The 25,781-nt window shown below is 72.7% G+C and carries 18 protein-coding genes; 11 read left to right on the forward strand and 7 right to left on the reverse strand.

Annotated elements, in window-relative coordinates; genetic code table 11:
• Positions 1–126: 126 nt before the first annotated feature.
• Complete coding sequence (locus ABZ857_RS22375) at positions 127–2,655, reverse strand: DNA topoisomerase IV subunit A (RefSeq protein ID WP_357045794.1); 2,529 nt, start codon at positions 2,653–2,655, stop codon at positions 127–129.
• A gap of 252 nt (positions 2,656–2,907) precedes the next feature.
• On the reverse strand, positions 2,908–3,480 hold the full coding sequence (locus ABZ857_RS22380) for a GNAT family N-acetyltransferase (RefSeq protein ID WP_357045796.1): 573 nt from the start codon (positions 3,478–3,480) through the stop codon (positions 2,908–2,910).
• A gap of 249 nt (positions 3,481–3,729) precedes the next feature.
• Here ABZ857_RS22380 and ABZ857_RS22385 point away from each other — a divergent pair, with 249 nt between their 5' ends.
• The 4 genes from ABZ857_RS22385 (at position 3,730) to ABZ857_RS22400 (ending at position 11,580) form a co-directional block, all read left to right on the forward strand.
• Complete coding sequence (locus tag ABZ857_RS22385) at positions 3,730–4,095, forward strand: hypothetical protein (RefSeq protein ID WP_357045886.1); 366 nt, start codon at positions 3,730–3,732, stop codon at positions 4,093–4,095.
• Between the two features lie 143 nt (positions 4,096–4,238).
• Positions 4,239–8,648, forward strand: a complete 4,410-nt coding sequence (locus tag ABZ857_RS22390; protein WP_357045798.1) for a caspase family protein — start codon at positions 4,239–4,241, stop codon at positions 8,646–8,648.
• A gap of 88 nt (positions 8,649–8,736) precedes the next feature.
• Positions 8,737–10,848 carry a RecQ family ATP-dependent DNA helicase gene (locus tag ABZ857_RS22395; RefSeq protein ID WP_357045800.1) on the forward strand — a complete coding sequence of 704 codons (2,112 nt, stop codon included), beginning with the start codon at positions 8,737–8,739 and terminating at the stop codon, positions 10,846–10,848.
• 153 nt (positions 10,849–11,001) lie between these two features.
• Positions 11,002–11,580: a hypothetical protein gene (locus ABZ857_RS22400; protein ID WP_357045802.1), complete on the forward strand. Its 579-nt coding sequence runs from the start codon at positions 11,002–11,004 to the stop codon at positions 11,578–11,580.
• 54 nt (positions 11,581–11,634) lie between these two features.
• Here the strand turns inward: ABZ857_RS22400 and ABZ857_RS22405 are convergent, their stop codons facing one another.
• Positions 11,635–12,528, reverse strand: a complete 894-nt coding sequence (locus ABZ857_RS22405) for a sugar kinase (protein ID WP_357045804.1) — start codon at positions 12,526–12,528, stop codon at positions 11,635–11,637.
• Between the two features lie 277 nt (positions 12,529–12,805).
• Between ABZ857_RS22405 and ABZ857_RS22410 the strand changes: the two genes are divergently transcribed.
• The 7 genes from ABZ857_RS22410 (at position 12,806) to ABZ857_RS22440 (ending at position 20,873) form a co-directional block, all read left to right on the forward strand.
• The gene (locus ABZ857_RS22410) at positions 12,806–15,448 is read left to right on the forward strand and encodes a GNAT family N-acetyltransferase (RefSeq protein WP_357045806.1); all 2,643 of its coding nucleotides are present in this window, start codon (positions 12,806–12,808) and stop codon (positions 15,446–15,448) included.
• Between the two features lie 100 nt (positions 15,449–15,548).
• Positions 15,549–16,142 carry a DUF5998 family protein gene (locus ABZ857_RS22415; protein ID WP_357045808.1) on the forward strand — a complete coding sequence of 198 codons (594 nt, stop codon included), beginning with the start codon at positions 15,549–15,551 and terminating at the stop codon, positions 16,140–16,142.
• A 30-nt stretch (positions 16,143–16,172) separates the two neighbouring features.
• A complete protein-coding gene (locus ABZ857_RS22420; RefSeq protein WP_357045810.1) occupies positions 16,173–17,345 on the forward strand; it encodes a nucleotide pyrophosphatase/phosphodiesterase family protein in 1,173 nt (390 codons plus the stop codon).
• A 173-nt stretch (positions 17,346–17,518) separates the two neighbouring features.
• Entirely contained in the window at positions 17,519–17,959 is a 441-nt protein-coding gene (locus tag ABZ857_RS22425) for a MarR family transcriptional regulator (protein ID WP_357045811.1), read from the forward strand.
• 13 nt (positions 17,960–17,972) lie between these two features.
• Positions 17,973–19,373: an MFS transporter gene (locus tag ABZ857_RS22430; RefSeq protein ID WP_357045813.1), complete on the forward strand. Its 1,401-nt coding sequence runs from the start codon at positions 17,973–17,975 to the stop codon at positions 19,371–19,373.
• Positions 19,374–19,409: 36 nt separating this feature from the next.
• A complete protein-coding gene (locus ABZ857_RS22435; protein ID WP_357045815.1) occupies positions 19,410–19,994 on the forward strand; it encodes a hydrolase in 585 nt (194 codons plus the stop codon).
• A gap of 66 nt (positions 19,995–20,060) precedes the next feature.
• Positions 20,061–20,873, forward strand: coding sequence for a sulfurtransferase (locus tag ABZ857_RS22440; RefSeq protein ID WP_357045817.1), 813 nt, complete (start codon positions 20,061–20,063; stop codon positions 20,871–20,873).
• Between the two features lie 29 nt (positions 20,874–20,902).
• Here the strand turns inward: ABZ857_RS22440 and ABZ857_RS22445 are convergent, their stop codons facing one another.
• From ABZ857_RS22445 to ABZ857_RS22460, 4 genes are read right to left on the reverse strand one after another with little or no spacing between them, the layout of a single operon-like run.
• The gene (locus tag ABZ857_RS22445; protein WP_357045819.1) at positions 20,903–23,539 is read right to left on the reverse strand and encodes a CHAT domain-containing tetratricopeptide repeat protein; all 2,637 of its coding nucleotides are present in this window, start codon (positions 23,537–23,539) and stop codon (positions 20,903–20,905) included.
• 8 nt (positions 23,540–23,547) lie between these two features.
• Complete coding sequence (locus ABZ857_RS22450) at positions 23,548–24,006, reverse strand: hypothetical protein (protein ID WP_357045821.1); 459 nt, start codon at positions 24,004–24,006, stop codon at positions 23,548–23,550.
• Positions 24,003–24,527 (reverse strand): sigma-70 family RNA polymerase sigma factor, encoded by a 525-nt coding sequence (locus ABZ857_RS22455; RefSeq protein ID WP_357045823.1) that lies wholly within the window; start codon positions 24,525–24,527, stop codon positions 24,003–24,005. Before ABZ857_RS22455 ends, ABZ857_RS22450 begins: the two co-directional genes overlap by 4 nt.
• Before the next feature lie 45 nt (positions 24,528–24,572).
• A complete protein-coding gene (locus ABZ857_RS22460; RefSeq protein WP_357045825.1) occupies positions 24,573–25,592 on the reverse strand; it encodes a S8/S53 family peptidase in 1,020 nt (339 codons plus the stop codon).
• Positions 25,593–25,781 lie beyond the last annotated feature (189 nt).

The following is a 25,781-nucleotide window of genomic DNA, read 5'->3' on the forward strand; positions in this document are numbered from 1 at the left end:
GCGCGGCGGCGCGGAGCCACGAGAACCGGCTCCGCGCCGCCTGTGTCAGGGCGGCGGCTCCGGCGTGACACAGTGGCGGCTCTTCGCCCCCGCTTGTCACAGTGGCGGTTCTTCGCCCCCGGCGTGTCACATGGGCGGCTCTTCGCCGCCGGTGTCGCCCGTGATGGCCATGCCGCCCTCCGTCGCGGCGGCCTCCTCGCCGCCGTCCGCGCCGAGCGCGCCGCCGATCGCGGCGATGGCGTGCACGAGGCGCACTCCCGAGCCGTCGCGGCGGCCCAGCTCGTCCGGCAGCGGCACCGGCTTGCCGGTCGAGGAGACCGCCTTGACCGGCGCCGGGCCGGCGTAGGCGAGCAGCAGCACGTCCTCGCCCTTCAGGAAGCGCTGGGCGCGCACGCCGCCGGTCGCCCGTCCCTTCGGCGGGAAGTCGGCGTAGTCGGAGACCTTGCCCGCGCCCATCTGGGTGCCGGGCAGGGCGGTGGAGGAGCCGGCGATCGTCACCACGCGCGCCTCCCGCGTGGGATCGACCACGCCGAAGAAGACCACCTTCGCGTCGCCGTCGAGGCGCACGCCGGCCATGCCGCCCGCAGGACGTCCCTGGGGCCGTACGACGGAGGCGGGGAAGCGCAGGAGCTGCGCGTCGCTGGTGATGAAGACCAGGTCGTGATCGGCGGAGGTCAGCTCCACCGCGCCGACCACCACGTCGCCGTCCCGCAGTCCGATCACCTCGAACTCGTCGCGGTTCACGGGATATTCGGGCACGACCCGCTTGACCACGCCCTGGCTGGTGCCGAGCGCGAGGCCAGGCCCGTCCGGGTCGAGCGAGCCCAGCCCGACGACCTTCTCGTCCGGTTCGAGGGCGACGTACTCCGACACCGGGTGCCCGCCGGCGAGCGAGGGCGGGTTGGCCGAGGGCGGCAGCGCGGGCAGGTCGAGCACCGAGACCCGGATCATCCGGCCCATGGAGGTCACCACGCCGACCTCGCCGCGCACGGTGCAGCGGACCACCGACACGAGCACGTCGTGCGCCGTGCGATCGCCTTCGCCGGAGACCGGCGAGGCGTCGGTCGTGCGGGCGAGCAGGCCGGTGGACGACAGCAGCACCAGGCAGGGGTCGTCGGCCACCTCCAGCGGCACGACGGCGGCCCTGGCGGCCTCCGACGACTCCAGCAGGACCGTGCGGCGCGGCGTGCCGTACGTCTTGGCCACCTCGGCCAACTCGGACGACACGACCTTGCGCAGCCGGTCATCCGAGCCGAGGATCTCGTTCAGCTCGGCGATGTCGGCCTGGAGCTGCTCCTTTTCCCGGTCGAGCTCCAGCTTGTCGTAGCGGGTGAGGCGGCGCAGCGGGGTGTCGAGGATGTAGTTCGCCTGGATCTCGCTCAGCTCGAAGGTCTCCATGAGCCGCGCGCGGGCCTGCGCCGAGTCGTCCGAGCCGCGGATCACCTGGATGACCTGGTCGATATTGAGCAGCGCGATGATGAGGCCGTCGACGAGGTGGAGCCGTTCCTCGCGCTTGCGCAGCCGATAGAGCGACCGCCTGCGCACGACGTCGAGCCGGTGGTCCACGTAGACCGACAGCAGCTCGCGCAGGCCGAGCGTGCGCGGCTGGCCGTCGACGAGGGCGACGTTGTTGATGCCGAAGGTCTCCTCCATCGGCGTCAGCCGGTAGAGCTCCTCCAGCACGGCCTCCGGGTTGAAGCCGTTCTTGACCTCGATGACCAGGCGCAGGCCCTTGTGCCGGTCGGTCAGGTCCTTGAGGTCGGAGATGCCGGTGAGCTTCTTCGCGGTCACCAGCTCCCTGATCTTCGTCACCACCCGCTCGGGACCGACGTTGAACGGCAGCTCGGTGACGACGATGCCCTTGCGGCGGGGGGTGACCTGCTCGATCGTCGCCTTGGCCCGCATCTTGAACGTGCCGCGGCCGGTCTCGTAGGCGTCCCTGATGCCGTTGAGGCCGATGATCGTGCCACCGGTCGGCAGGTCGGGGCCGGGGACGTAGCGCATGAGCTCGTCGAGCGTCGCGGTCGGCTTCCTGATCAGGTAGCGGGCCGCCGCGATGACCTCGCCGAGGTTGTGCGGGGCCATGTTGGTGGCCATGCCGACCGCGATACCGGAGGCGCCGTTGACCAGCAGGTTGGGGAACGCCGACGGCATGACCGTGGGCTCGGTCTCCTGGCCGTCGTAGTTGGGCTTGAAGTCGACGGTGTCCTCGTCGATCGACTGCACCATGAGCATGGCGGCCGGGGCGAGGCGGGCCTCGGTGTACCGCATCGCGGCGGGCAGGTCGTCGGGGGAGCCGAAGTTGCCGTGCCCGTCCACCAGCGGCAGGCGCATCGAGAACGGCTGCGCGAGCCGTACGAGCGCGTCGTAGATGGCCGAGTCGCCGTGCGGGTGGAACTTGCCCATCACCTCGCCGACGACGCGCGAGGACTTGACGTGCCCGCGGTCCGGCCGCAGGCCCATCTCGTTCATCGCGTAGAGGATGCGGCGCTGGACGGGCTTGAGGCCGTCACGGGCGTCGGGCAGCGCGCGCTGGTAGATCACCGAGTAGGCGTACTCAAGGTAGCTCGCCCGCATCTCGGCGGAGACGTCGATGTCGACGATCCGTTCCTCGAAGTCCTCGTCCGGCGGGGGTGTCGTCGTGCGTCGGGCCATGTCGTGGTTTCCTGCGTGTCGAGGAGCCGGACCCCGGCCGTCGGGACCGGGGAGGGCGAACGTTGGTGGTGAACGTCAGTGGTGAACGTCGGTGGTGGACATCGGTGGTGAACGTCAGTCGGTGGACATCGGTGGTGGACATCGAACATTCTGCCGAGAGTTCACCCTGTTCGCGACTCACCACCATACTGCCGGGCCCGCGCCCGCCGTCCCGGCTTCCCCGACGAGGCAGCCTCTGCGGTCTCGGGACGGTCAGTCGCGGGGGCCGGCGCCGGGCCAGGGACCTGGCGTCTCGCCCTCGTCCCCGTCGCCCGGCACGTTCAGCTTCTCGTCGTAGATCCGGAAGCCGCGGGCCTTGTAGTTCGCCAGCGCCGCCGGGCCGTCGAGAGAGCAGGTGTGCACCCAGACCCGCCGCGTGGGCTTCAGACCGGGCCGGCGCTCGGCCATGTCCCAGGCGCGGGCCACGCCCTCGCCGAGCAGCCAGCCGCCGAGGCCCTGCCCGATCGCGAACGGCAGCAGCCCGAAGTAGACGATCTCTACCTCGCCCTCCCGGGAGACGAGCTCGACGTACCCGGCCGGGGTGCCGCGCACCCAGGCCACCCAGGTCTCGACGCCGGGCAGGTCGAGCCATTCCTTCCACTGCCTCCAGGTCCACTCCAGGCGCTCCGTCCACTGCCAGTCGCCGCCGACGGCGGTATAGAGGAAGCGGCTGAACTCGGGGCTGGGGACCTCGGCGCGGACGACCTGGGCGGGGATCGCGGGCGGCCGTCCCGGCCGCAGGTCGGCGGGGCTGGTCTGTTCGAGATACCAGGTGGTCACGTCCATAACGGGACACATCCAACCACGACGCCCGCCTGGCTCCGTCCAGTGCCGACCTGACCGAGACGGCGAGAGGCGGTGCGACGGGAGTTGCTCCCCGCTCCGCTCCGATTCATCCTTGAGTCCGTGAGGCCGCGCTTTTACGGAAGTGCCGACTGCCGGCGTGTCAGAATGATTGTTTTCTGCGACGTCGACTAATCGGGGTATACGGAACATATCTGGCCAAGGGGAGATTCCGTGAGTGTTCTCGTGACCGTGTCAGGCGACAACCCCGCGGACCTGATTCGCGACCTGTATTCCTGGCTTTCGGAGGAACCGGAATTGCGAGGGCGCACCAGAATTCACGCGGACGCTGTCCCTGAAGGGGCACTTGGCTCACCCGCGGACGTGTTACAGCTGATTCTGGGCGCCGGGGGCGGCGCGGCCACCGCGGCCAGCGTGGTGATCGCCTGGCTGAACACGCGGTCGGGCGAAGTCACGGTGAAGCTGAGCCGGGGTGGGGACGACGGCGAGACCCTGGAGGTCACCGCCAAGGGAGTCAGGGGTCTCGACCCTGTCGGGGTCCGCGAGTTGGCCACGCAGATCGCCCACCTGCTCGACACCGCCCACCAGGACCGATGATCTCCGGAGAGAGCCCGCGCCTGCTGCTCTCCTCACCGGGCACCCGGGTGTTGCTGGTCGGTTCCGGCGCCTACGCCACAGGCTCGCTTCTCCCCGCGGTCGGCTCGGTGCCCGACTCCGTCGCCGATCTGGGGCGATGCCTGGTGGAGCGGGCGGGGCTCGACCCGGGCGCCCTGACCACCGTGCTCGACCCCGCCGGCCCTGTGGAGTTCGGCAACGCCCTGGTCGAGGCGGCCGCACAGGCCACCAGCACCCTGATGGTCTACTACCTGGGCCACGGCCTGCTCGACGCGGACAACGAGCTTCACCTGGCCACGTACGCGACCGTGGACCTGACCAAGGGCATTGCGGAACACCAGGCGCTGCCGTACTCGACGCTCAGGAAAACCCTGGTGCGGTGCGCCGCTCCGGTGATCGTGGTCGTGATTGACTGCTGTTTCTCCGGGCGGGCCGCCACCCCGGCGACGGGGGACACCGGAAAGCGATTGCTCGATGCCACTCCGCAAGGCACGTTTCTGCTGGCCGCCACCACTCGCGACGCGCTCGCCTGGGCCCCCACAGGGCAGCGTCACACCGCCTTCACCGGCGCGCTGATCGACCTGCTGACCGCGGGCGATCCCACCGCGCCGAGGGCGCTCACACTGGACGACGTCTACCGGTGCCTCGCGCGGACCCTGCACGAGCGCGGCTTCCCCGCCCCCCGCCGCCAGGCGACCGACCACGGCGACTGGCAGCCCATCGCACTCAACCCCGCCCACCCCGTACCCGCGACGACCGGTACGGCGGCCGGTACGGCGGACAGCGAGGCGGCGGCAGAACGGCAGGGCGAGTTCAGCCCCTACCGGGGACTGGCCGCCTACGGGCCGGAAGACGCGGAGTACTTCTTCGGCCGTACGGAGTTGACCGGTGTGCTGGTCGACCGGGTGGCGGCTCAGGTCACCGCCGGGGGCCCGCTGGTCGTGACCGGCCCGTCCGGCTCGGGCAAGTCCTCCGTGCTGCGTGCGGGCCTGATCCCGGCCCTGCGCCGCTCGTCTCGCACCGAGGTCGCCTTGATGACCCCCGGTGCGGACCCGGTGGGGACGCTGGTCGCACGGTTCGCCCACCTGACCGATGCGAATCCGGCAGACCTGCGCGAACGCGTGGAACGGGAACCGGCCGCCCTGGACGGCGTCGTCAGGGAGGCGCTGGGCGACCGCCAGGCGGTCATCCTGGTCGACCAGTTCGAGGAGGTGTTCACCGCCTGCCCGGACGAACGGCAGCAACGGATCTTCGTACGTGCTCTGCACGGGCTGTGCCGCGGGCCCGCCGATGCGGCGGACACCCTCGCGGAGGAACCGGCGGAGGAGGCGCCCGCCGCCGTGGTGGTCATCGGCGTACGGGCCGACTTCTTCGGGCACTGCACCGCCCATCCCGAGCTGGTGCCCGCGCTGGAACACGCGGTGGTCGTCGGCCCGATGACCCCGCCCCAGCTGAGCCAGGCGATCGAAGGCCCCGCGCGGCGGGCCGGGTTCGTCTTCGAACCCGGCCTGATCGAGCTCATCCTGGACGACATCGGTTCGTCCGAGCCGACCACGGCAGGCGCCGCCGTGTTGCCGTTGCTGTCCCACGCCCTGCTCGTCACCTGGCAGCATCGGGAAGGCCGGACGCTGACGATGGCCGGTTACCGTGCCAAGGGCGGCATCCATGGGGCCCTGGCCCGCACGGCCGACGATGCCCTCGAGCAGCTCGATCTGCCCGCACGCCAGGTCGCCCGCCGGATGCTCACCCGCCTGGTCCGGGTCGGTGAAGGCCAGGACGACACCCGCCGCACGCTGCCGTTGGCCGACCTGCTCCCCCCAGCACGTTCCCCGCGGTACGCCACCGCCCGCGAGATCCTGGACCACTTCGTCCGCGCCCGCCTGCTGACCGTGGACGTGGACGTCGTACAGATCGCTCATGAGGCCTTGATCCGCTCATGGCCGCAGCTGCGCCGGTGGATCGAGGCCGACCGGGCCACCCTGCTGATCCATCAGCAGCTCAGCGAGGACGCCGCCGAATGGCGGCGGCACGACCGGGACCCCGCATACCTCTACCAGAGCACCCGCCTGGCGGCCGCACGGCAGGCCTCCCAGGTCTGGCGGGCCGACCCCGGCCGCTACCCGCCCCTTCCCGACGTCGCGTGGCGCTTCCTGGAGGCGAGCCGCAGCGCGGAGGACCGCCGCACCCGCAGGGGACGCCGCACCATGGTTGCGTTGGCCGCGCTGCTGGCCCTGGCCCTCGTCGGCGCCGGAACCGCCGGCGTGCTGGCGGCCAGGGCCGCGAAGGAAAGCGCGGACTCCCTGTCGCGCCAGCTCGCCGCCCAGAGCGAGAGTGTCGGTGACAGCGACATTACCCTGTCGCGCCAGCTCAGCACCGCGGCCTGGCACATCTCGCACACCCAGGAAGCCCGGCTGAGCATGCTCAAGGCACTCCTCAGCCCGCAACGCGCGATGTTGACGGAGGACTACAGCAGCGTTGCCAACACAACCGTGGGTCGAGTGACGGCGATGCGGTTCCTTCCCGGAGGCTCCCGCCTGGTCACGCAGATGCACGAAAGGATCGAGGTGTGGGATGCGGTCACAGGCAGAGAGAACCGCCTACCGGGTGTCGATCGCGCCAGCGCCATCCTGTACGACTCCAAAGGGTTTCGCCTGGTTACCCAGGGTGAGGATCGCGCCATGCGGCTGTTGGATGGAAAGACCGGCAAAACGATCTCCACATTGGACGGCCTCACCGCTCCGGACGCGGTCATGGTCAGCTCCGACAGTTCTCGCTTCGCCAGTAAGGAAGACAACACCATCCGGGTGTGGGACGGAAAGACCGGCGAGGCACTCGCGACAGTGAAAAGTAAGTCACTGCGTGAGTTCGGATTAAATCCCGATGGCAGCCGTGTGGCCACCAGCGACGGGGAGAGCGCCTCAAGGCTGTGGGACGCCGCCAGCGGTAAGGAGATCGCCACCTTGGGGCGCTTCGAGGACACATTCATTTTCAGTCCTGACGGCTCCCGCCTGGCCACCGTCGGTGTCCGTGGTGTCGCACTCTTGCGGGATGGCAGGACGGGCAAGCTGGTGGCCACGCTCGGCAGCTCCGGTGGCCGTGAAACTCCAATCGGTTTCACTTTTGACAGCTCTCGCCTCATCACCGCGGGCAGTGACAACAGCATCCGGTTGTGGGACGGGAAGACCGGTAAGGGGGTCGCCGTCCTCAACGGTCACAAGGGTCCGGTGAACTGGATCACTTCCAGCCCCGACAGCTCTCGTCTGGCCACAGCCGGCAGTGACAACAGCATCCGGTTGTGGGACGGGAAGACCGGTAAGGGGGTCGCCGTCCTCAACGGTCACAAGGGTCCCGTGAACGCGGTCGCCTTCACCTCGGACGGCTCCCGCCTGGCCAGTGGGAGCAGCGACAACACCGTCAGAGTGTGGGATGTGGGGACCGCAAGCGCGATCGCGGTGCTCAGGGGACATATAGGGCCGGTCACGGAGGTCGCGTTCAGCCCTGACGGCTCCCTTCTGGCCACCTCCGGTGCCGACGGGACGGGCAGGTTGTGGAATGTGGCCGTCGGCGAAGCGGCCACCCTTGCACAGAGAGCCTCGGTCACCGCGGTCGCCTTCACTTCTGACGGCTCTCGCCTGGCCGCTCTTAGCGACAGGACCTGGATGTGGGACCTGGCGCGGGGCAGCGTAATCGGCAGTGTGGGCGACATCGAGGCCAATGCGATCGCGTTCAATCAGACCAGCTCCCGCCTCGTCAGCGTCGGCCGTCAGGGGGAGGCGCGGCTCTGGGATGTGAACGCGCGCAGGGTGAACGGCACCCTGGACCTCGGCCAGAGCGTGAGCAAGATAGCGATCAACAGTGGCTCGCGCCTGGCTTTCGTTCCCGGCGCGGGTGACCCCGCTGTGCGCCTTTGGGATGTCGCCGGAAGTCGGGAGATCGCGGCTCTGGGCCACGAATACGAAGAGACGCTTGCGCTTGCCTTCAGTTCTGACGGGTCTCGTCTGGCCACCGCCGGCACTTACGGCATCCGGCTTTGGGATGGGAACACAGGCAAGTCGATCGCCTCGTTCGACGGGGACGACGCCTCCGGTGTCAATGCGGTCGTTTTCAGCCCTGACGGCACGCTCCTGGCCACCGTGGCTAAGTACACCACCGTCCGGGTGTGGGATGTGGCGACGGGCGAGGTGGTCGCCGTTCTTAACGGTCACACCGGTCATGTCAATGCGGTCGCCTTCAGCCCTGACGGGGCTCGCCTGGCCACCGCGGGTGATGACACCACCGTCCGGGTGTGGGATGTGGCGACGGGCGAGGTGGTCGCCGTTTTCACCGGTCACACCGGTCCGGTGAAGGCGGTCGCCTTCAGTCCTGACGGGGCTCGTCTGGCCACCGCCGGTGAGGACACCACGATCCGGGTATGGAATATGGACCTTCCGTCCGATCCGTTCTCCGCCGTCTGTGCCCTGACAGACACCCCTATGAGTGAGGCGGACTGGGCGCGTTACCTGGGTGACACGCCGTACCGGAAGGTGTGCCCGTGATCACCCGCACGTCCGGCCTCCAGCGCTCCTGTCGCTCCGTCGGCCGTCGCGGCGGAAACGGTCGGCCGGACCTGGTACCAATGGGCGGGTGACCGAAGAAGAGGAGACGCTGCGGGAAGAGGCCGAGGCCCGGCTGCGGGCGCTCGCCGGCGATCACGCGCGGCTGCGCGACGACCAGTGGGCCGCCATCAAGGCCTTGGTCATGGACCGCAGGCGCGCGCTGGTCGTGCAGCGCACCGGCTGGGGAAAGTCGGCCGTCTACTTCATCGCGACCGCGCTGCTGCGCGAGCTCGGCGAGGGGCCGACGGTCATCGTCTCCCCGCTCCTGGCGCTGATGCGCAACCAGATCGCCGCGGCCGAGCGGGCCGGCATCCACGCCGAGACGATCAACTCCGCCAACCCCGAGGAGTGGGAGAAGGTCTACGGCCAGGTCGCCGAGGGCGTGGTCGACGTGCTGCTGGTCAGTCCCGAGCGGCTGAACAACCCCGACTTCCGCGACAACGTGCTGCCCGAGCTGGCCGGCAGCGCGGGACTCCTGGTGATCGACGAGGCCCACTGCATCTCCGACTGGGGCCACGACTTCCGGCCCGACTACCGCAGGCTCCGCACGCTGCTGGCCGAGCTGCCGCCGGGCATCCCCGTGCTGGCCACGACGGCCACGGCGAACGCCCGGGTCACCCGCGACGTCGCCGAGCAGCTCGCCGTCACCCAGGAGTGGGACGAGCTGCCCGGCGGCGAGGTGTTCGTCCTGCGCGGCCCGCTGGAGCGCGAGAGCCTCCACCTGAGCGTCGTACGGCTGGGCGGCGCGGACCAGCGGCTCGCCTGGCTGGCCAGGACGCTGCACGAGCTGCCGGGCTCCGGCATCGTCTACACGCTGACCGTCGCCGCGGCCCAGGAGATCGCCGCGTACCTGCGCGAGCAGGGCCACACCGTCGCCGCGTACACCGGGCAGACCGAGCCGGCCGACCGGCTGGCCGCCGAGGAGGACCTGCTCGCCAACCGGGTCAAGGCACTGGTGGCGACCTCGGCGCTGGGGATGGGCTTCGACAAGCCCGACCTGGGCTTCGTCATCCACGTGGGCGCGCCCGCCTCGCCGGTCGCGTACTACCAGCAGGTGGGCCGGGCCGGCCGCGGCGTCGAGCGGGCCGAGGTCATCCTGCTGCCCGGTCCCGAGGACCGGGAGATCTGGGCCTACTTCGCCTCGCTCGCCTTCCCGCCGGAGGGCGTGGTCAGGGCGACGCTGGAGGCGTTGTCCGAGGGGGGCGTGCTGTCCACCGCCGCACTGGAGACGAGGGTCGACCTCAGCCGGAGCCGGCTGGAGATGATGCTCAAGGTGCTCGACGTGGACGGCGCCGTACGCCGGGTCAAGGGCGGCTGGGAGGCCACCGGCGAGCCGTGGAGCTACGACGCCGACCGCTACGCGCGGGTGGCCGCCGAGCGCCGGGCGGAGCAGGAGGCCATGCTCGGCTACATCGCGACGAGCGAGTGCCGGGAGCAGTACCTGCGCCGCCACCTGGACGACGAGACCGCGACACCCTGCGGCAGGTGTGACAACTGCACCGGCGTCCACCGCTCCGCCGAGGTGCCGGACGAGGCCGTCCGGGCCGCGCACGAACGGCTCGCGCGTCCCGGCGTCGAGATCGAGCCGCGCCGCCAGTGGCCCACGGGCCTGCCTGACCTGAAGGGGCGGATCAAGCCCGAGCTGTGTGCCGAGCCGGGCCGCGCGCTCGGCCGCCTGACCGACATCGGGTGGGGCACCCGGCTGCGCGAGCTGTTCGCGGCGGGGGACGGGCCGGTTCCCGACGACGTGTTCGCGGCCGTGATCGAGGTGCTGAAGTCGTGGGAGTGGGAGCGGCGCCCGGTCGCGGTGGTCGCGGTGCCGTCGGGCACGCGGCCGGCGCTGGTCGGGTCGCTCGCCGAGCGGCTCGCCCAGGTCGGCCGGCTGGAGTATCTCGGGATGCTCGGTTACCGCAGCGGGTCGCCCGCAGCCAGGCACAACAGCGCCCAGCGGGTGACGGCCATCCGGGGGACGCTCGCGATGCCGCGTGACGTGGCCGCGAGGATCGCGGCGGCGGGCGGGCCGGTGCTGCTGGTGGACGACCGCGTGGACAGCGGATGGACGATGGCGCTGGCCGCCGCCCAGGTCCGTCACGCCGGGGCGCCCGCAGTGCTGCCCTTGGCCCTGGCCGTCACCAGCTGACCACCTCCCGCTCCCCGGATGGGCCCGGCAACGACCGGGACGTCCCTGACACGAGGGGGCGGTGAGCCGAGGCCGGGCTCGGGGACGGGTCAGGGGTGAATCAGGGGCGTCACCCCATCCCGGCGGCGCGCCGCGGCCTGCACACTCGTCGCCATGAGATCACTTGTCGCGGCTCCGCTCCTGGTCGGCGCGTACGGGGTCGCCCGCATGGCCGACGGTCTGGACGGCAGCCGGGGGCCCGGCCTGGCCTGGACCGTGGGGCACCTGTTCTTCCTGGCCGCGTTGGTCCTCTTCGTGCGGATCTTCGGGCGGCTCCGCACGATGGCCGGCGGCGGCGTGACGGCCACGGCGGGCTACGCCGCCGGCCTCGCCGGGGCGATGGCGCTGGCCGCGCAGTTCACGATCGACATCGTGGTCGGCTTCCTGTCCGCCGACCACGACGCGATGGGGCCGCGCTTCGACGCTGTCAAGGCGATCCCGGGTGTCGAGCCGGTCGTCTACACCGTCGTGCCGTTGCTGTTCTACGCCGGCATGGTCACGCTGGTTGCCCGGCTCGCCGCAGGGCGCCGGGTGACGTGGTGGAGTCCCGCGCTGGTGCTCGTGCAGGCCGTGCTCCCGCTGGTGAGCAAGGACCTGATCCCGCTGGGAGCCTCGCTGCTCCTGCTGGCCTTCGTGCCGCTGCTCCGCCTTCGGCCCGCGCAGCCGGTCGCGCTCGCGCGAAGCCCGTTCTGAACCGGGCTCCTCTGAGCTGGGCCGTTCTGAGCTGGGCCGTTCCGAACCGCGGGGTCAGAGACGGGGGCGGGCGCCGAGGTTGGAGATGCACTTGGCGGCGAGGGCGTTGCCCGCCGCCAGCGCCTCGGCGGCCGGCTTGCCGTCCAGCCAGACGGGCAGGAACCCGGCGGTGAAGGCGTCACCGGCGCCGGTGCCGTCCACCACCCGGTCGACGACCTCGGCGGGCGCCCGGACCGGTTCGGGACGGTTGTTGGAGTACCAGAGCGAGCCCTCGGCGTTCAGCTTGATCACGACCTGCGGGAACCAGGCGGTCAGCACCTTGGCCGCCGAGGCGGCGTCGTCCCTGCCGGTGAGCACCTTGGCCTGGTCGGCGTTGGCGAACAGCAGCTTCGCGCCGTCCGTCCACTCCAGGAACGGCTCGGCGCCGGTCCGCTCCAGCGGGGCGGAGGAGGCGCAGTCCACGGAGATCGACATGCCGGCGCGCCTGGCCATGTCGAGCGCGGCGAGGCCGGCGTCGCGCGACCCCTCGTTGATCAGCGTGTAGCCCGACATGTGCAGGTGGCCGCCGGCGCCGAACAGGTCGCGCGGCAGGTCCTCGGGCGACAGCGCGGCGTTGGCGCCGGGGTCGGACAGCATGGTCCGCTCGCCCTTGTGGGTGACGAGCACGACGCAGGTGCCGGTCGGACGCTCGGGATCCATGACGAGCCGGGCGTCCACGCCGTAGCCCATGAGTTCCATGTCGCGGTTGCGGCCGGTGATGTCGGCGCCGCGGCGGCCGATGAAGGCGACCTCCGAGCCCTCCACGGCGAGCCAGGAGGCGATGTTGGCGCCGGAGCCGCCACCGTGCATGGTCACGACGGCCGGGGTGTCGCTCGCCCTAGCAAGAGGGAACTTCGCGCGGGCGACCGCGTCCGTCATGAGATCGCCCACCACGACGACCCGCGTCATGATGTCACCACCTTGCCAACTGCTTGTGGAGGTGAGCCATGCCCTAGGAGGGGCGGCGTCCTCTCCGTGCTGTGAGGCTGACGTCCAGAAACCTAACAGCTTCCAGGGGCGTCGTGGGGTGGAGAGCGGACAGACGGGCACAGTCGATGCACAAGCGTTGCCCAACTTGCCCCGTCAGGGCTGGTAGATCCCCTATAAGCGCACTCGAAAAGCGGATCCGCCACTCGTAAGAAATCTCTCAATACGGGCCAAGCCGGGCAACGCTAGCCTCGATTGCGTGCACCCTCAGTACCCCGCCCACTGGGAGGCGGACGTCGTGCTGTCCGACGGCGGCACCGCCCACGTCCGCCCGATCAGGCCGGACGACGCCGACATGCTGCGCTCGTTCTACTCGCGCCTGTCCGCGGAGTCCATCTACTTCCGGTACTTCGGGCCGCGGCCTCGGCTGACCGACAAGGACGTGGTCTGGTTCACCAACGTCGATTACGACAACCGGGTCGCCCTGATCGCCACGATCGGCACCGAGATGGTCGCGGTCGTACGGTATGACCGGGTGCGGCCGCACGACCATGCCGAGGTGGCCTTCCTGGTCGAGGACGCCCACCAGGGCAGGGGCGTGGCCTCGGTGCTGATGGAGCACCTGCGGGCCGCCGCGCGCGAGCGCGGGATCAAGACGTTCATCGCGGACGTGCTGCCGGGCAACCACCGGATGATGGGCCTGTTCCGCCAGGCCGGCTACACGGCGCAGAGCCAGTTCGAGGACGGCGTCGTGCGCATGACGCTCGACCTGTCCAGCACCGAGACCGCGCTGGAGGTCCGGCTCGCCCGCGAGCACCGCGCCGAGGCGCGCTCGATCGCCCGCCTGCTGACGCCGGAGTCGGTCGCCGTCATCGGCGCGAGCCGCGAACCGGGCGGGATCGGCCAGACGGTCCTGCGCAACCTGCTCGCCGCCGACTTCACCGGCCCCGTCTACCCCGTCCACCGGCATGTACGGGCCGTGGCCGGCGTGCGGGCCTACCGCAGCGTGTCGGCCATCGACGGCGAGGTGGACCTCGCCGTGCTGGCGGTCCCCGCGGAGGGCGTGCTCGAACTGGTCGAGGAGTGCGCGGAGAAGGGCGTGAAGGGCCTGGTGGTGGTCTCCTCCGGGTTCGGCGAGACCGGGCCCGAGGGCCGGGCCCGGCAGGAGGAACTGGTCCGCATCGCGCGGGCGTACGGCATGCGGGTGGTGGGGCCCAACTGTCTGGGCATCGCCAACACCGACCCCGCCGTACGGCTCAACGCGACGCTGGCGGCGACCCTGCCGGGGCGGGGGAGGGTCGGGTTCTTCAGCCAGTCGGGCGCGCTGGGCACCGCCCTGCTGCAGCGGGTGGCGCAGCGCGGCATGGGCATCTCGACGTTCGTCTCGGCCGGCAACCGGGCCGACGTGTCCGGCAACGACCTCCTCCAGTACTGGGAGGAGGACCCGGCGACCGACGTGATCCTGCTCTACCTGGAGTCCATCGGGAACCCGCGCAAGTTCACCCGGCTGGCCCGGCGGATCTCCCGGTCCAAGCCGATCGTGGTGGTCAAGTCGCGCGGCGTCCCCGGCGGGCACCGCGCGCCCGTGCTCGCGCTGCCCGACACCGCGCTGAGCTCGCTGTTCGCGCAGGCCGGGGTCATCCGGGTGGACGACCTGGTCCAGCTCTTCGACGTCGCCCAGCTCCTGGCACACCAGCCGCTGCCGGCCGGGCCGCGGGTGGGCGTGGTCGGCAACTCCGACGCGCTCACGCTGCTCGCGGAGGAGGCGTGCGCCGGCGCCGGCCTGCAGCCGAGCCCGCCGGTGAACCTCGGCGCCCGCGCCGGCGCGGCCGAGTTCGCCGAGGCCCTGCGGAGCGTCCTGCCCGAGGTGGACGCCGCCGTCGCGATCTACATGCCGCCGATCCCCGGCGACTGCCGCGAGGTGGCCGAGGCGCTGCTGGAGGCCGCGCGGGAGTCGGGCAAGCCGGTGCTGGCGACCTTCCAGGGCGAGCTGGGCATGCCGGCCGAGCTGCGCGTGGCGGGCGGCTCCGGCGACGACTCCCCCCAGCGCGGGTCGATCCCGTCGTACCCCGCTCCCGAGGAGGCGGTCCGCGCGCTGGCCCACGTCGTGAGGTACGCCCAGTGGCGCAGGCAGCCGCCGGGCACGGTCCCGTCCGTCGAGGGGATCGACACCGCCGCGGCGCGGGAGATCGTCGCCGCCGCGCTGTCGGACGGCGAGGAGCGGTCGGACGGCGAGGAGCGGGAGATCGACGCGACCGCGCTGCTGGCCTGCTACGGCATCGAGGTGTGGCCGGCGCACGTCGCCGCCGACGCCGAGGAGGCCGTCGCCGCGGCCGAGCGGGTCGGCTGGCCCGTGGTGGTCAAGTCGGCCGACCCGGAGGACGCCCGCCGCGCCGGCACCGCGCGCATCGGCCTCACCGAGCCCGCCGGGGTCCGGCAGGCGTACGCGGACCTCGCCGCGCTCCTCGGGCCCGGCACGCCGCTCGCGGTGCAGCGCATGGCGCCGCAGCCCTCGGTGCCGACCGTCGTCGGCGTGACCCAGGACCGCTACTTCGGCGGGGTCGTCACGTTCGGCCTCGGCGAGGTCACCGCCCGGCTGCTCGGCGACCAGGCCTACCGCCTCGCGCCGCTCACCGCCGAGGACGCGGCAGGGCTGGTGCGGACGGTCCGCGCCGCGCCGCTGCTGTTCGGCGAGTACGGCTACCAGGCGGTGGCCGTGGAGGCGCTGGAGGAGCTGCTGGTGCGGGTGGGGCTGCTGGCCGACGCCCTGCCCGAGGTCGCCAGGATGGACCTCGACCAGGTCCTCGTGGGCGCGTCGGGAGTGGCGGTGCTGGGCGCGCGGGCCGTCCTGCGGCCCGTCACCGCGCTGCGTCCCGACGTCGGGCCGCGCCGTCTGAGCTGATCGGTGCCGTCTGAGCTGATCGGCCGGCGTCACGCCGTGGGCGGAAAACCCGTCCCGTCGGGGTGTGAAACCGGTGTCCCTTACAGGGCAGGATGGACCCATGAGGGAAACCCGAGTCTCCGCCGCGGGCTTGCGCGAGGCCATAGATCGCAGCGGCTACTACCCGGATCTGGTGGCCGACGCCGTCGACTCCGCGCTCGGCAACGAGCCGGTCACGGCGTACGTCGTGCATCACGAGGCCACGTTCGACCCGGCGATGGAGGTGCGCAGGCACGTCACGGTCCTGGTCCTTTCACCCACCCGGCTGCTGGTCTGCCACACCGACGAGCACCCGCCCGCCGAGGGCATGCCCGCCTCGCACGCCTCCACCACCACCGAGGCGGTGCGGCTCAGCCGCATCCAGTCGGTCGCCGTGACCAGGGTCGTGCCCGACCCCGCGTCGTACGTGCCGGGAGTCCCCCCGACGGAGGTCACGCTGACGATCGGGTGGGGTGCGATCTCCCACGTCGATCTCGAACCGGCGACCTGCGGCGACGAGAACTGCGAGGCCGACCACGGCTACACCGGCGCGATCACGGCCGACGACCTGTCCCTGCGGGTCAGCGAGGCGGCCGACGGTCCCGAGGCCGTCACCCACGTGCTGGCGTTCGCGAAGGCGCTGTCGGAGGCCACCGCCAAGGCCGCGACGGCCTGACCGTTCCCCCTCCAGCCGCCGGGAGGTGACGTGATCGACCCCCAGCCCTCGGGGGCTCTACCCGGGGAGCCGTCCATGGCGTCGCCGGCCGCGCCCGTGCCGTACGTGCCCGCGTACGGCACGGCATCGCTGGCCGATCTGCCGGGCTCGCTGCTCGCCTCCCTCGGGCTGCCGGTTGACAACGCGCTGGCGCTGGAGCCGGCCCCGCGGGTGTGCCTGTTCCTCGTGGACGGCCTCGGGGCCGAGCTCCTGGCCGCCCACCCCGGCGCCGCACCGTTCCTGTCGGCCCACCTGCGGGGGACGCTCACGGCCGGCTTCCCCTCCTCGACCCCGACCAGCCTGGCCACCCTGGGCACCGGCGCCCCTCCCGGGGAGCACGGCATGGTCGGCATCCAGATGGCCGTTCCGGGGGAGGGGCGGCTGTTCAACTGCCTGCGCTGGACGGCCCCCGGCCTGTCGATCGACCCGGACGTGTGGCAGCCCGCGCCGACCGTCTACGAACGCATGGCGGCGGCGGGGATCGAGCCCGCCTACGTGGCGCCCGCCTCGTTCGACGGCACAGGACTGACCCGCGCCGTCTACCGGGGCATGCGCTACCTGGCGGCCGAGAGCCCGGGCGAGCGCGTCGAGGCCGTGCGGCAGGCGCTGCGCGAGACCACGTTCGTCACCGTCTACTACGGCGAGGTCGACCGCGTGGGGCACTTCAGCGGGTGGGGCGGCGGCGAGTGGCTCGAACAGCTCGCCGTCGTGGACCGCATGGCCGAGCGCATCGCCGGGACGCTGCCGCCGGGTGCGGTCCTGTACGTCACGGCCGACCACGGAATGATCAACGCCGCCGACAAGGTGGATGTGGACCACCGCTCCGACCTGCGGGAGGGCGTGCTCATGCTGGGCGGCGAGGCCCGCGCCCGCCACGTCTACACCTCCCCAGGAGCGGCCCCCGCGGTGCTGGAGACCTGGCGGGAGGTCCTGCGCGGGCGGGCCTGGGTGGTCACCCGCGAGGAGGCCGTCTCCGCGGGCTGGTTCGGCCCCCGCGTCCGCCGCGAGTGGCTCGGCCGCGTCGGCGACGTGGTGGCCGTGCCGTACGGCGAGTGCGTGATCGTGACCTCGGCCGGGGAGCCGGTGGAGTCGTCCATGATCGGCTACCACGGCTCGCTGACCCCCGCCGAGCAGAACGTCCCGCTCGTGGAGATTCGTCGCTGACGCTCGTGCGGTTTTGCCGCTGACGCTGATGCCGATTTGTCGCTGAGGCTCGTGCAGATTCTGTCGCTGACGCGACTGCGAGATCCGCCGCTGATCTGCTTGCCCTCCGATCGACAGTTTGGACTGCACAGTTTCAGGTGTACAGTTTGGACTGTCTTTTTGGGAGGTGTGCCATGAGCGATGCCGTCTCGGAGGCGGCGGCGCAGGCTGCCGGCGATGCCTGGGTGGCGGTCAGCCGGCTCGTCCGCAGGCTGAGGGAGCTGGACGCGGAGGGAGACCTCAGCTCCGGCCAGGTCTCCGTGCTGGTGCGGCTGGCCAAGCACGGCCCGGCCTCGGCCAGCGAGCTGGCCGCGGCCGAGCGGGTCAGGCCGCAGTCGATGGCGGCGATCGTCCAGGCACTCGAACGGGCCGGGCTGGTCGAACGTCACCGCGATCCCGAGGACGGCCGGCGTCAGCTCGTCACGCTGACCGAACTGGGGCGCGAGCGCCGCCTGGACGACCGCAGGGCGCGCGAGGCGTGGCTCGCACGGGCGCTGCAGGAACACTGCACAGAAGCGCAGCTGCGCACGATCACCGAGGCGATGGCGCTGCTGGACGCCGTGGCCCAATCATGATCGGGCTCCAGTCATGACGCGGCTTCCGGCCGCCTCCCGGGCCTGGCGCCGGTCGGACGCCGGTGGCTTCGACCGCAAGCTGATCGCCCCGATGATCCTGGGCTCGGTCCTGAACCCGATCAACTCCTCGATGCTGGCCGTGGCGCTCGTGCCGATCGGCCGCTGGTTCCACGCCTCGCCCGCGCACACCGCGTGGCTGGTGACGGGGCTCTACCTCGCCACCGCGGTCGGTCAGCCGGTCATCGGGCGGCTGGTGGACATGTTCGGCCCGCGGCCGCTGTACCTGACCGGCACGGCGCTGGTCGGCGTCGCCGGGCTGCTGGGCGTGCTGGCCCCCAGCCTGGACGTCCTGATCGTGTCCCGGGTCCTGCTCGGGATCGGCACCTCCGCCGCCTACCCCGCCTCGATGTTCCTGCTGCGGGCCGAGGCCGACCGCACCGGCATGCGAAGTCCCAGCGGAATCCTGGCGGCGCTGTCGATCTCCAACCAGGTCATCGCGGTCATCGGGCCGACCCTGGGCGGTCTGCTCATCGGAGCGGGCGGCTGGCATCTGATCTTCGCCGTCAACGTGCCGCTCTCGGCCGCCTGCCTCGTGCTCGGCGCGCGGCGATTGTCCCGCCACGCCACTACCTTCTCCAGGGCCGCCCGGCCTGGCGGGGGACTGGACGTGATCGGCATGGCGTTGTTCGCCGGCATGCTCACGGCGTTCATGACGTTCCTGATGAACCCGGCGTGGGGGCACTGGTGGCTGCTGGTGATCGTCGCGATCGCCGGAGCCTGTTTCGCCGTACGGGAACTGCGGGTGGCGCAGCCGTTCCTCGACCCGCGGGTGCTGGGCGGCAACCTGCCGTTGCTGGCCACGTACGGCAGGCAGTGGCTGGCCTACACGACCTCCTACGCCTTCATGTATGGGTTCCCCCAGTGGCTGCAGGACGGCCGGTCGCTCGCCCCCTCGGCCGCCGGGCTGCTGCTCCTGCCCATGTCGGTGATGGCCATCGCCGTGACCGCCCTCACCGGCCGCCGCGCCGAAGTGCGCGGCAAGCTCGCCGTGGGTGCCGCGGCGCAGATCGCCGGCTGCGCCGCGCTGCTGACGGCCGGCTCCGAAAGCCCGATGTGGCTGCTGGCGCTGATCGGCGCGCTCGTCGGCGTCGCGCAGGGTCTCAGCGGGCTGGCCAACCAGAACGCGCTGTACGCGCAGGCCGACCCGGCCCGCATGGGCTCCTCCGCCGGGCTGCTGCGCACGTTCGGATATCTCGGCGCGCTGAGCGCCTCGGCCGCCAACGCGACGTTCTACCGGCACGGCGCCACCACGCCTGGGCTGCACCACCTGAGCCTGCTCCTGCTGGGCGTCTCGGTGCTGCTGCTGGCCGGCACCCTCGCCGACCGGTCGCTGAGCCGCGTCGGCCGCACCTGACCACCCCCTGTCCGCACATCAGAGAGGGAGATTTCCATGCCCGTGACCACGCTCGATCCCAAAACCGCGCTCGTCGTCATCGACCTGCAGAAGGGCGTGCTGGCCGCCCCCGGCAGCCCGTACCCCGCCGCGGACGTGCTCGCCCGGACGGTCCGGCTGGCCGAGGCCTTCCGCGCGCGCGACCTGCCGGTCGTCCTCGTCCGCGTCACCGTCGCGGCCGACGGCTCGGACGCCGTCCCCGGACGCACCGAGCTGTCGCGCCCCGGGCGCGCCTGGCCCGACGGATGGGACGAGATCGCCGACGACCTGGCCGGACATCCGGGGGACATCGTCGTCACCAAGCGCAACTGGTCGGCCTTCTACGGCACCGACCTGGACCTGCACCTGCGCCGCCGCGGCGTCACCCAGATCGTGCTGACCGGGGTGGCCACCAGCATCGGCGTCGAGTCCACCGCCCGCGCCGCCCACGAGCACGGCTATCACGTCACTCTGGCCACCGACGCCATGACCGACCTCGACCCCGACGCCCACCGGCACAGCGTCGAGAAGATCTTCCCGCGTCTCGGCGAGACCGGCGCCACCGCCGACATCCTCGCGCTGCTCACCGCGACCGCGTCCTGAGGCGCGACGGCTTGGCACAATGGCTTGCGGCACCGTACGGCACCGAGCCGAAGGCGAGGGGATGGCATGAGCCCGCTGATCACTCCTGAGGAGCTCGCCGCGATCGGCGACGCCGCGATCCTCGACGTCCGGTGGCGGCTGGGCGGACCGCCCGGCGTCGAGGCGTACCACGAGGGTCACATCCCCGGGGCGGTCTTCTGCGACCTCAACGCCGACCTCGCCGCCCCGGCCGGGCCCGCCGGACGGCATCCGCTGCCCGAGCCTGAGGCGTTCCAGGAGGCGATGCGCCGCCTGGGAGTGTCCGAGGGCCGGCCGGTGGTCGTCTACGACGAGGCCGACTCGACGGCGGCGGCCAGGGCCTGGTGGACGCTGCGCTACTTCGGCCACGGCGACGTGCGCGTGCTCGACGGCGGACTGCGGGCCTGGACCCGGGCCGGGTTTCCGGTGACCAAGGAGGAGACCCCCGTGTCTCCCGGCGACTTCACCGCCCGGCCGGGCGGGATGCCGGTGCTCGACGCCGACCGGGCCGCCGCGCTGGCGGCCGACGGCGTGCTGCTCGACGCCAGGGCGGCCGAGCGTTACCGGGGCGAGGTGGAGCCGATCGACCCGGTGGCGGGGCACATCCCGGGCGCGGTCAGCGCCCCGACCACCGGGAACGTCGAGCCCGGCGGGCGGTTCCACAACAGGGAGTTCCTCCGCGAGCGCTTCAACAGCCTCGGGGCGGTCGAGGGCGTGCCCGTCGGCGCGTACTGCGGGTCGGGGGTCACGGCCGCCCACGAGGTGCTCGCCCTGGAGATCGCCGGGCTGCCGGCCGCCCTGTACGTCGGCTCGTGGTCCAACTGGGTCGCCCACCCCGGCAGGCCGGTCGCGACCGGCTGACCCCGCCGCTCTGTTCGGGGAGCGGGCCGTCAGCCCGTGCCGAGAGGCACGTCGCCGGCGCCGAAGCACACGAATCCCGGCACGGCCGTCTTCTCGGAGGCCTGGGCCAGCGCCTCGGCGGGGGAGCGGCCCTCGGCCAGCAGCGTGTGGAAGAGCGTCATGATTGCCAGTGCCTCGTCGTCACGCACCGGCACCACACCGGCCACCACGCACGCGGCGTCCCCGTTGCGCGCGGCGCCGTCGAGGAAGGCTCCGGCGAGGCCCAGCGCCGCGCCGTCCACCGGGGCGTGGGCCATCCCGGCGTCGCAGGCCGACAGCACGACGAGGCGGGGGATCCGCCGCGCGGCCAGCAGGTCGTAGGCCATGAGCGGCCCGTCGTCGAGCGTGATCTGCGACAGCATGGGCCCGCGCGGGCTGAACATCCCGTGGGCGGCGACGTGGAGCACGTCGGCCCGCTCCAGCGCGCGGAGCACCTCCGCCCTGGTGGCGCCGACGCGCCGCGCCCGCCCGTGCGCGGCGGCGACCATGTCGGCCTCGGCCGCGGCGTGGTCGAGCCCCGGCCCCGCGAGCGACAGCACCAAAGGGGCGCCGGCCGGGCCCGGGCGCGGGGCGAGCCACGCGGCTGCGTCGGCCGCCACCGACACCGGCCGGCCGCGCAGCGAGGGAAGCAGCGGCCAGGGCAGCGTGCACAACGCTCCGGTGGGCACGACCGTCACCGGCCCGCCGGGCGGGCTCCCCACTGACGTGAGGGTGCCGGGGCCGGACAGCAGAACGCGATCGAGAGCGGACAGCTCGTGGGTGACCGCCTCGTCCGCCGCGCCGGGAAGGCCGTCCGCGTCGCATGGGGTGTCGCGCAGAGTGTCGAGCAGAGCGCGGCGGCGCAGGCCGTACCTGATCCGTACGGTCGCCTCCACCGCCGCCTGGTACGAGCCGAGCGCCCGCAGCACGCATCCCCCGGGGCCGGCCGTGACGGCGAACAGGTCGTCGCCGCGCCGCACCAGCTCCACGAGGAGCCCGAAGCCGGCGGGCACGGCTTCAGGCACGCTGTCGGGCACGCCGTCGGGCAGGGCACCGGTCAGGGGGCCGGGCGGCCGGAACGCGGGAGCCGCCGCGCCGCGCACGACCGCCCGCCACCGCTCGGCCCATTCGAGCACCGTCAGTGCGTCTCCGGCCCGCAGCGCCCGGTCGAGGGCGATCTCCAGGCCGAACGCGGCGAGATCCTCGGCTGGCCGCGCCGCGTGCACCCGCAGTTCCGCGTCCCGCTCCACGTCGCGGTCGCGGCACCCGGCGTCGTCGCCCGGGGTGTGCACGGCCTCGATGCCCCGTGCCGCGGCCGCCAGGGCCAGGTCGAGGTCCCCGTCCAGGCGGTGCCGCATCGCCACCGCGTGCCAGCGTACGAGCGGGCGGGTGGCGGTGGCGGCGACGCGGTCGAGCTGCGGGCGGGCGCGCGTGATCACGCCCAGCCGTACGGCCGCCGCCGCGGCGGTGAGCCGCAGCGCCGCCGACGCCCCGGGCCAGCCGCACGCCGCGAGGTCGTCGGCACAGGCGATCAAATCGGTGACCAGGCCGTCGTCCGCCGCGTCCTGCGCGCCGGTGACCAGGTCCCCGGCCGCCGCGTCGTGCGCGTGCGAGGCCGGCGCGGGCAGAGGCGCGGCGCGTGCGGCCGGCGGGGTGGGTGCCTCCGTGAGGCGGGCGCGCAGGACGACCTCCCTGGCCAGGGGCAGCCAGGTCGTCCTGCCCTGTGCGTCCAGCTCCGCGAGCGCCGTGCGCGCCGTCGTCTCGGCCAGCGGGGCGTCCCCGGCGAGGAGCGCGGCCTGGGCGAGCAGCAGCCGCGCGCCGGGGACCGCCGCCTGCGCCCCGGCCGCGACCAGTTCGGGGACGGCCTGTTCGAGCAGCGTGCGCGCCTCGCCGGGCAGCCGTGCGGCCACCAGCGCCTCGGCGAAGTCCGTGCGCATCGCGGCGAGCCGTTCCGGGTAGCCGAACAACGTGGTCTCGGCCGCGCGGTAGCGTGCGAAGGCCGCGGCGATGTCGCCGCGCCGGGCGGCCACGAACGGCAGGTTGCCCTCCGCCAGCATCGCGACGTGGTCGAGGCCGGCCGACCTCGCGACCCGGGCGCACTCGGCCAGGTCGGCCTCGGCTTCGCCGTACTCCTCAAGGTAGGCGCGGGCAAGGCCGCGGTTCAGCAGCCCGCCCGCCCGGAAGCGGGAATCGCCGTCCAGCAGGCCGATCGCCCTGTCGCAGTGCCGTACGGCCTCCTCGTGCCGCCCCAGCAGGATCAGGGCGACCGACCGCTGCACGCCGAGCCTCGCCAGGTCCGTTCCCGCCAGATCCCGCTCGGCGAGATCGGCGAGGCGCAGCCCGCCCTCCGGGTCGCCGAGCTGGGCCCGGACCGTGACGAGCGACATCCGGGCCTGCGCCACCCGGCGCGGGAACCCCCGCCCCGCCGCGATCGCCTCCTCCAGCCGCTCTGCGGCGAGTTCGAGGTCGCCCAGTTCGCGGGCCGCCAGCGCCGCCGCGCGCAGCGCCACCGACGCCGCCTCGCCGCACGCGCCGGCGGTCAGGTCCAGTACGGCTCTCGCCTCCGCCAGGGCCAGCCGAGGGTCGGTTCCGGAAAGCCGCACGGCGGCCTCGGCCCGGTGAAGCAGGCACACGCGCAAGAGGTCCATGCGAGAAGTCACGCGGGTACGTGGATCCAGCGGGTGAAGACGGGCGGGTGACCGGGCCGGTGGCAGACGACGCTGATCCAGCCGGGCGGCAGGCCGGCCACCGCGAAGTGGCCGCTGCCGGAGGGCACCCGGACCTTGCCGATGTGCGGGGTCCGCACCTCGATCCTGGCGTCCGGCCCGGGGGCGGGGGTCACCTGGCCGGCCACCTCCATGCGTCCGCCGGTGACGGCCGTCTCGATGTCGATGACCAGGCCGTCCGCGCTGAAGCGGCGGACCCCGGGCTGCGCCGTCCCGGCCTCGGCGGAGGAGCGGGACCCCGGCGGCACGGGAAGGTCGACCGGTCCTGCGGGCACGCCTCCGGGGACCCGCAGGCCGAAGACCGCCCGGGCGGCGGCCGACACGCCCTCGGGCACCGGATCGGCGCCCGCTCCCATGCGCAGGGCCGCCAGCAGGTATTCGTCCCTCACCGGGTCTCCTCCTCCACGAGGGTGCGCAGGCGGGCCATGCAGCGGGCCCGGGTGGGGCCGATGCTGCCGACCGGCAGGTCGAGGCGGACCGCTATCTGGGCGTACCGCGCCTCGGGGTGGAGCACGTAGAGGCGGATGAGCGACCGGCACGGCTCGCCGAGCAGGTCGAGCCTGCGCCACACCTGCCTGCCGAAGTCGGCGTCCACCACCGCGGCCGTCGGATCGGGCAGCGCCGTGTCCGGCACGTCCAAATCGGAGACCACCTCCCCGCGTGCCCTGCGGCTGAGCCGGGCGGCCTCGTGCCGCGTGGTGGTCACCAGCCACGCGCCGATCCGTTCCGGGTCGCGGATGGCGCCCGCGTTCTCCACGAGCCGGAGCCAGGCGCCCTGCACGGCGTCGGCCGCGTCGGCGGCGCTCAGCCCGAACGCCCGGGCGACCGCCCACATCCTGCCGTCGAATCGGGCGACCAGGTCCTCCCAGGCGGCCTGGTCGATGGTGGCGAATGAGTCGTCTGTCGGCATCTGTCACTCTGCGCGCTCGGGGAGAAGCGTATGGTGACAAGAACCTTACCGATCTCCGCTCGTCACGACCACCCCGAGATCCGCGACCCGCCGTCCGCTGCCGAGCAGGCGCCGTACGGCCTCGTCCGGTGGAACCTCCCAGCACAGGCGGGCGAGTGCGCCGGTGACCACGGCGGCGGCGAACGACGTGCCGCTCCAGGCGGCGTAGCCGTGGAAGTCGCCGTAATCGAGGAAGCTGCTCGTCAGGCCGACGCCCGGGGCCCAGGCGTCCACCCACGGGCCGTACGCGGAGAAACCGGCCCTGGCGTCCCCGTCGAGCGCGCCGACCGCGACGACGCCGGGCAGGGCCGCGGGCCAGAAGGGGCGCGGCGACGCGGTGTTGCCCGCGCACGCGACGACGGCGGGGAAGCCCGCGAGCGCCTCGGCCAGCCCGAGGGGCGGCGCGTCGTCGAAGGTGTGCCCGCCGAAGGAGAGGTTCACCACGTCGGCCCGCCCGCCGCGCAGCACGGCGAGCGCGCGCAGCAGCGCCGCCTCGTCGCTCACGCCGTCGCTGTCGAGAAGGCGCAGGGCACGCAGCCGGACGCCGGGCGCGTGCCGCAGGATCAGCCCGGCGACGAACGTGCCGTGCCCGGCCTGCCGGTCACGCACGCCGTCGCCGTCCGCGTCGGGCGTCTCGGCGACGTCGTCGCTGTACCACCGCGCCAGCCACGGGTGCGGCGCCAGGCCGGTGTCGAGGACCGCCACGGTGACCTCGCACGGCTCCCCCGGCTCGTACGGCGGCGCGGCCGCGGGCGCGGGCGGCCCGCCGGGCCCGCCGAAGAACAGCGGCTGCCCCGACAGGACGTGGTTGGGGGAGGCCGGGTGCCCGCGGTCGCGGAGCGTGGCCGTCAGGTCGATCACGTCGGTGCCCGGCGGCAGCCGTACGCGGTGGACGTGACCGGTGCCGGGAAGGGGCTCGGCGGCCAGGGCCCACCGGGCGACGGCGGCGGGGGAGGAGGTCAGGAGTTCGTCCGGCCGGATGAGAACGGGCCGTCCTGGGAGGGGTTCGACGAGCCGGCTGCGCATCGGGGAGCCTTTCCGTGATGGTTACGGAACGCGTCCTTCCCGATTCGGTTGGTCGCCAAGCACCAATCGGTATGACCCCCCTCTGGTGCCGGGCTGCGACGGACGGTAGTCTCTCCTACAGTCATCCAACCGTGATCATTCCAAGTATGAGGCCGTTGGGGAAGGCGCACCTCATGCGAATTGGGAGGT

It is taken from the genome of Microbispora sp. NPDC046933 (genome assembly GCF_040644635.1).
Classification (GTDB): Bacteria; Actinomycetota; Actinomycetes; order Streptosporangiales; family Streptosporangiaceae; genus Microbispora.

Coding starts and splice junctions, on each gene's coding strand:
- ABZ857_RS22375 (WP_357045794.1), bottom strand. CDS start 2,655: ATGGCCCGACGCACGACGACACCCCCGCCGGACGAGGACTTCGAGGAA.
- ABZ857_RS22380 (WP_357045796.1), bottom strand. CDS start 3,480: ATGGACGTGACCACCTGGTATCTCGAACAGACCAGCCCCGCCGACCTG.
- ABZ857_RS22400 (WP_357045802.1), top strand. CDS start 11,002: ATGAGATCACTTGTCGCGGCTCCGCTCCTGGTCGGCGCGTACGGGGTC.
- ABZ857_RS22405 (WP_357045804.1), bottom strand. CDS start 12,528: ATGACGCGGGTCGTCGTGGTGGGCGATCTCATGACGGACGCGGTCGCC.
- ABZ857_RS22415 (WP_357045808.1), top strand. CDS start 15,549: ATGAGGGAAACCCGAGTCTCCGCCGCGGGCTTGCGCGAGGCCATAGAT.
- ABZ857_RS22425 (WP_357045811.1), top strand. CDS start 17,519: ATGAGCGATGCCGTCTCGGAGGCGGCGGCGCAGGCTGCCGGCGATGCC.
- ABZ857_RS22430 (WP_357045813.1), top strand. CDS start 17,973: ATGACGCGGCTTCCGGCCGCCTCCCGGGCCTGGCGCCGGTCGGACGCC.
- ABZ857_RS22435 (WP_357045815.1), top strand. CDS start 19,410: ATGCCCGTGACCACGCTCGATCCCAAAACCGCGCTCGTCGTCATCGAC.
- ABZ857_RS22440 (WP_357045817.1), top strand. CDS start 20,061: ATGAGCCCGCTGATCACTCCTGAGGAGCTCGCCGCGATCGGCGACGCC.
- ABZ857_RS22445 (WP_357045819.1), bottom strand. CDS start 23,539: ATGGACCTCTTGCGCGTGTGCCTGCTTCACCGGGCCGAGGCCGCCGTG.
- ABZ857_RS22455 (WP_357045823.1), bottom strand. CDS start 24,527: ATGCCGACAGACGACTCATTCGCCACCATCGACCAGGCCGCCTGGGAG.
- ABZ857_RS22460 (WP_357045825.1), bottom strand. CDS start 25,592: ATGCGCAGCCGGCTCGTCGAACCCCTCCCAGGACGGCCCGTTCTCATC.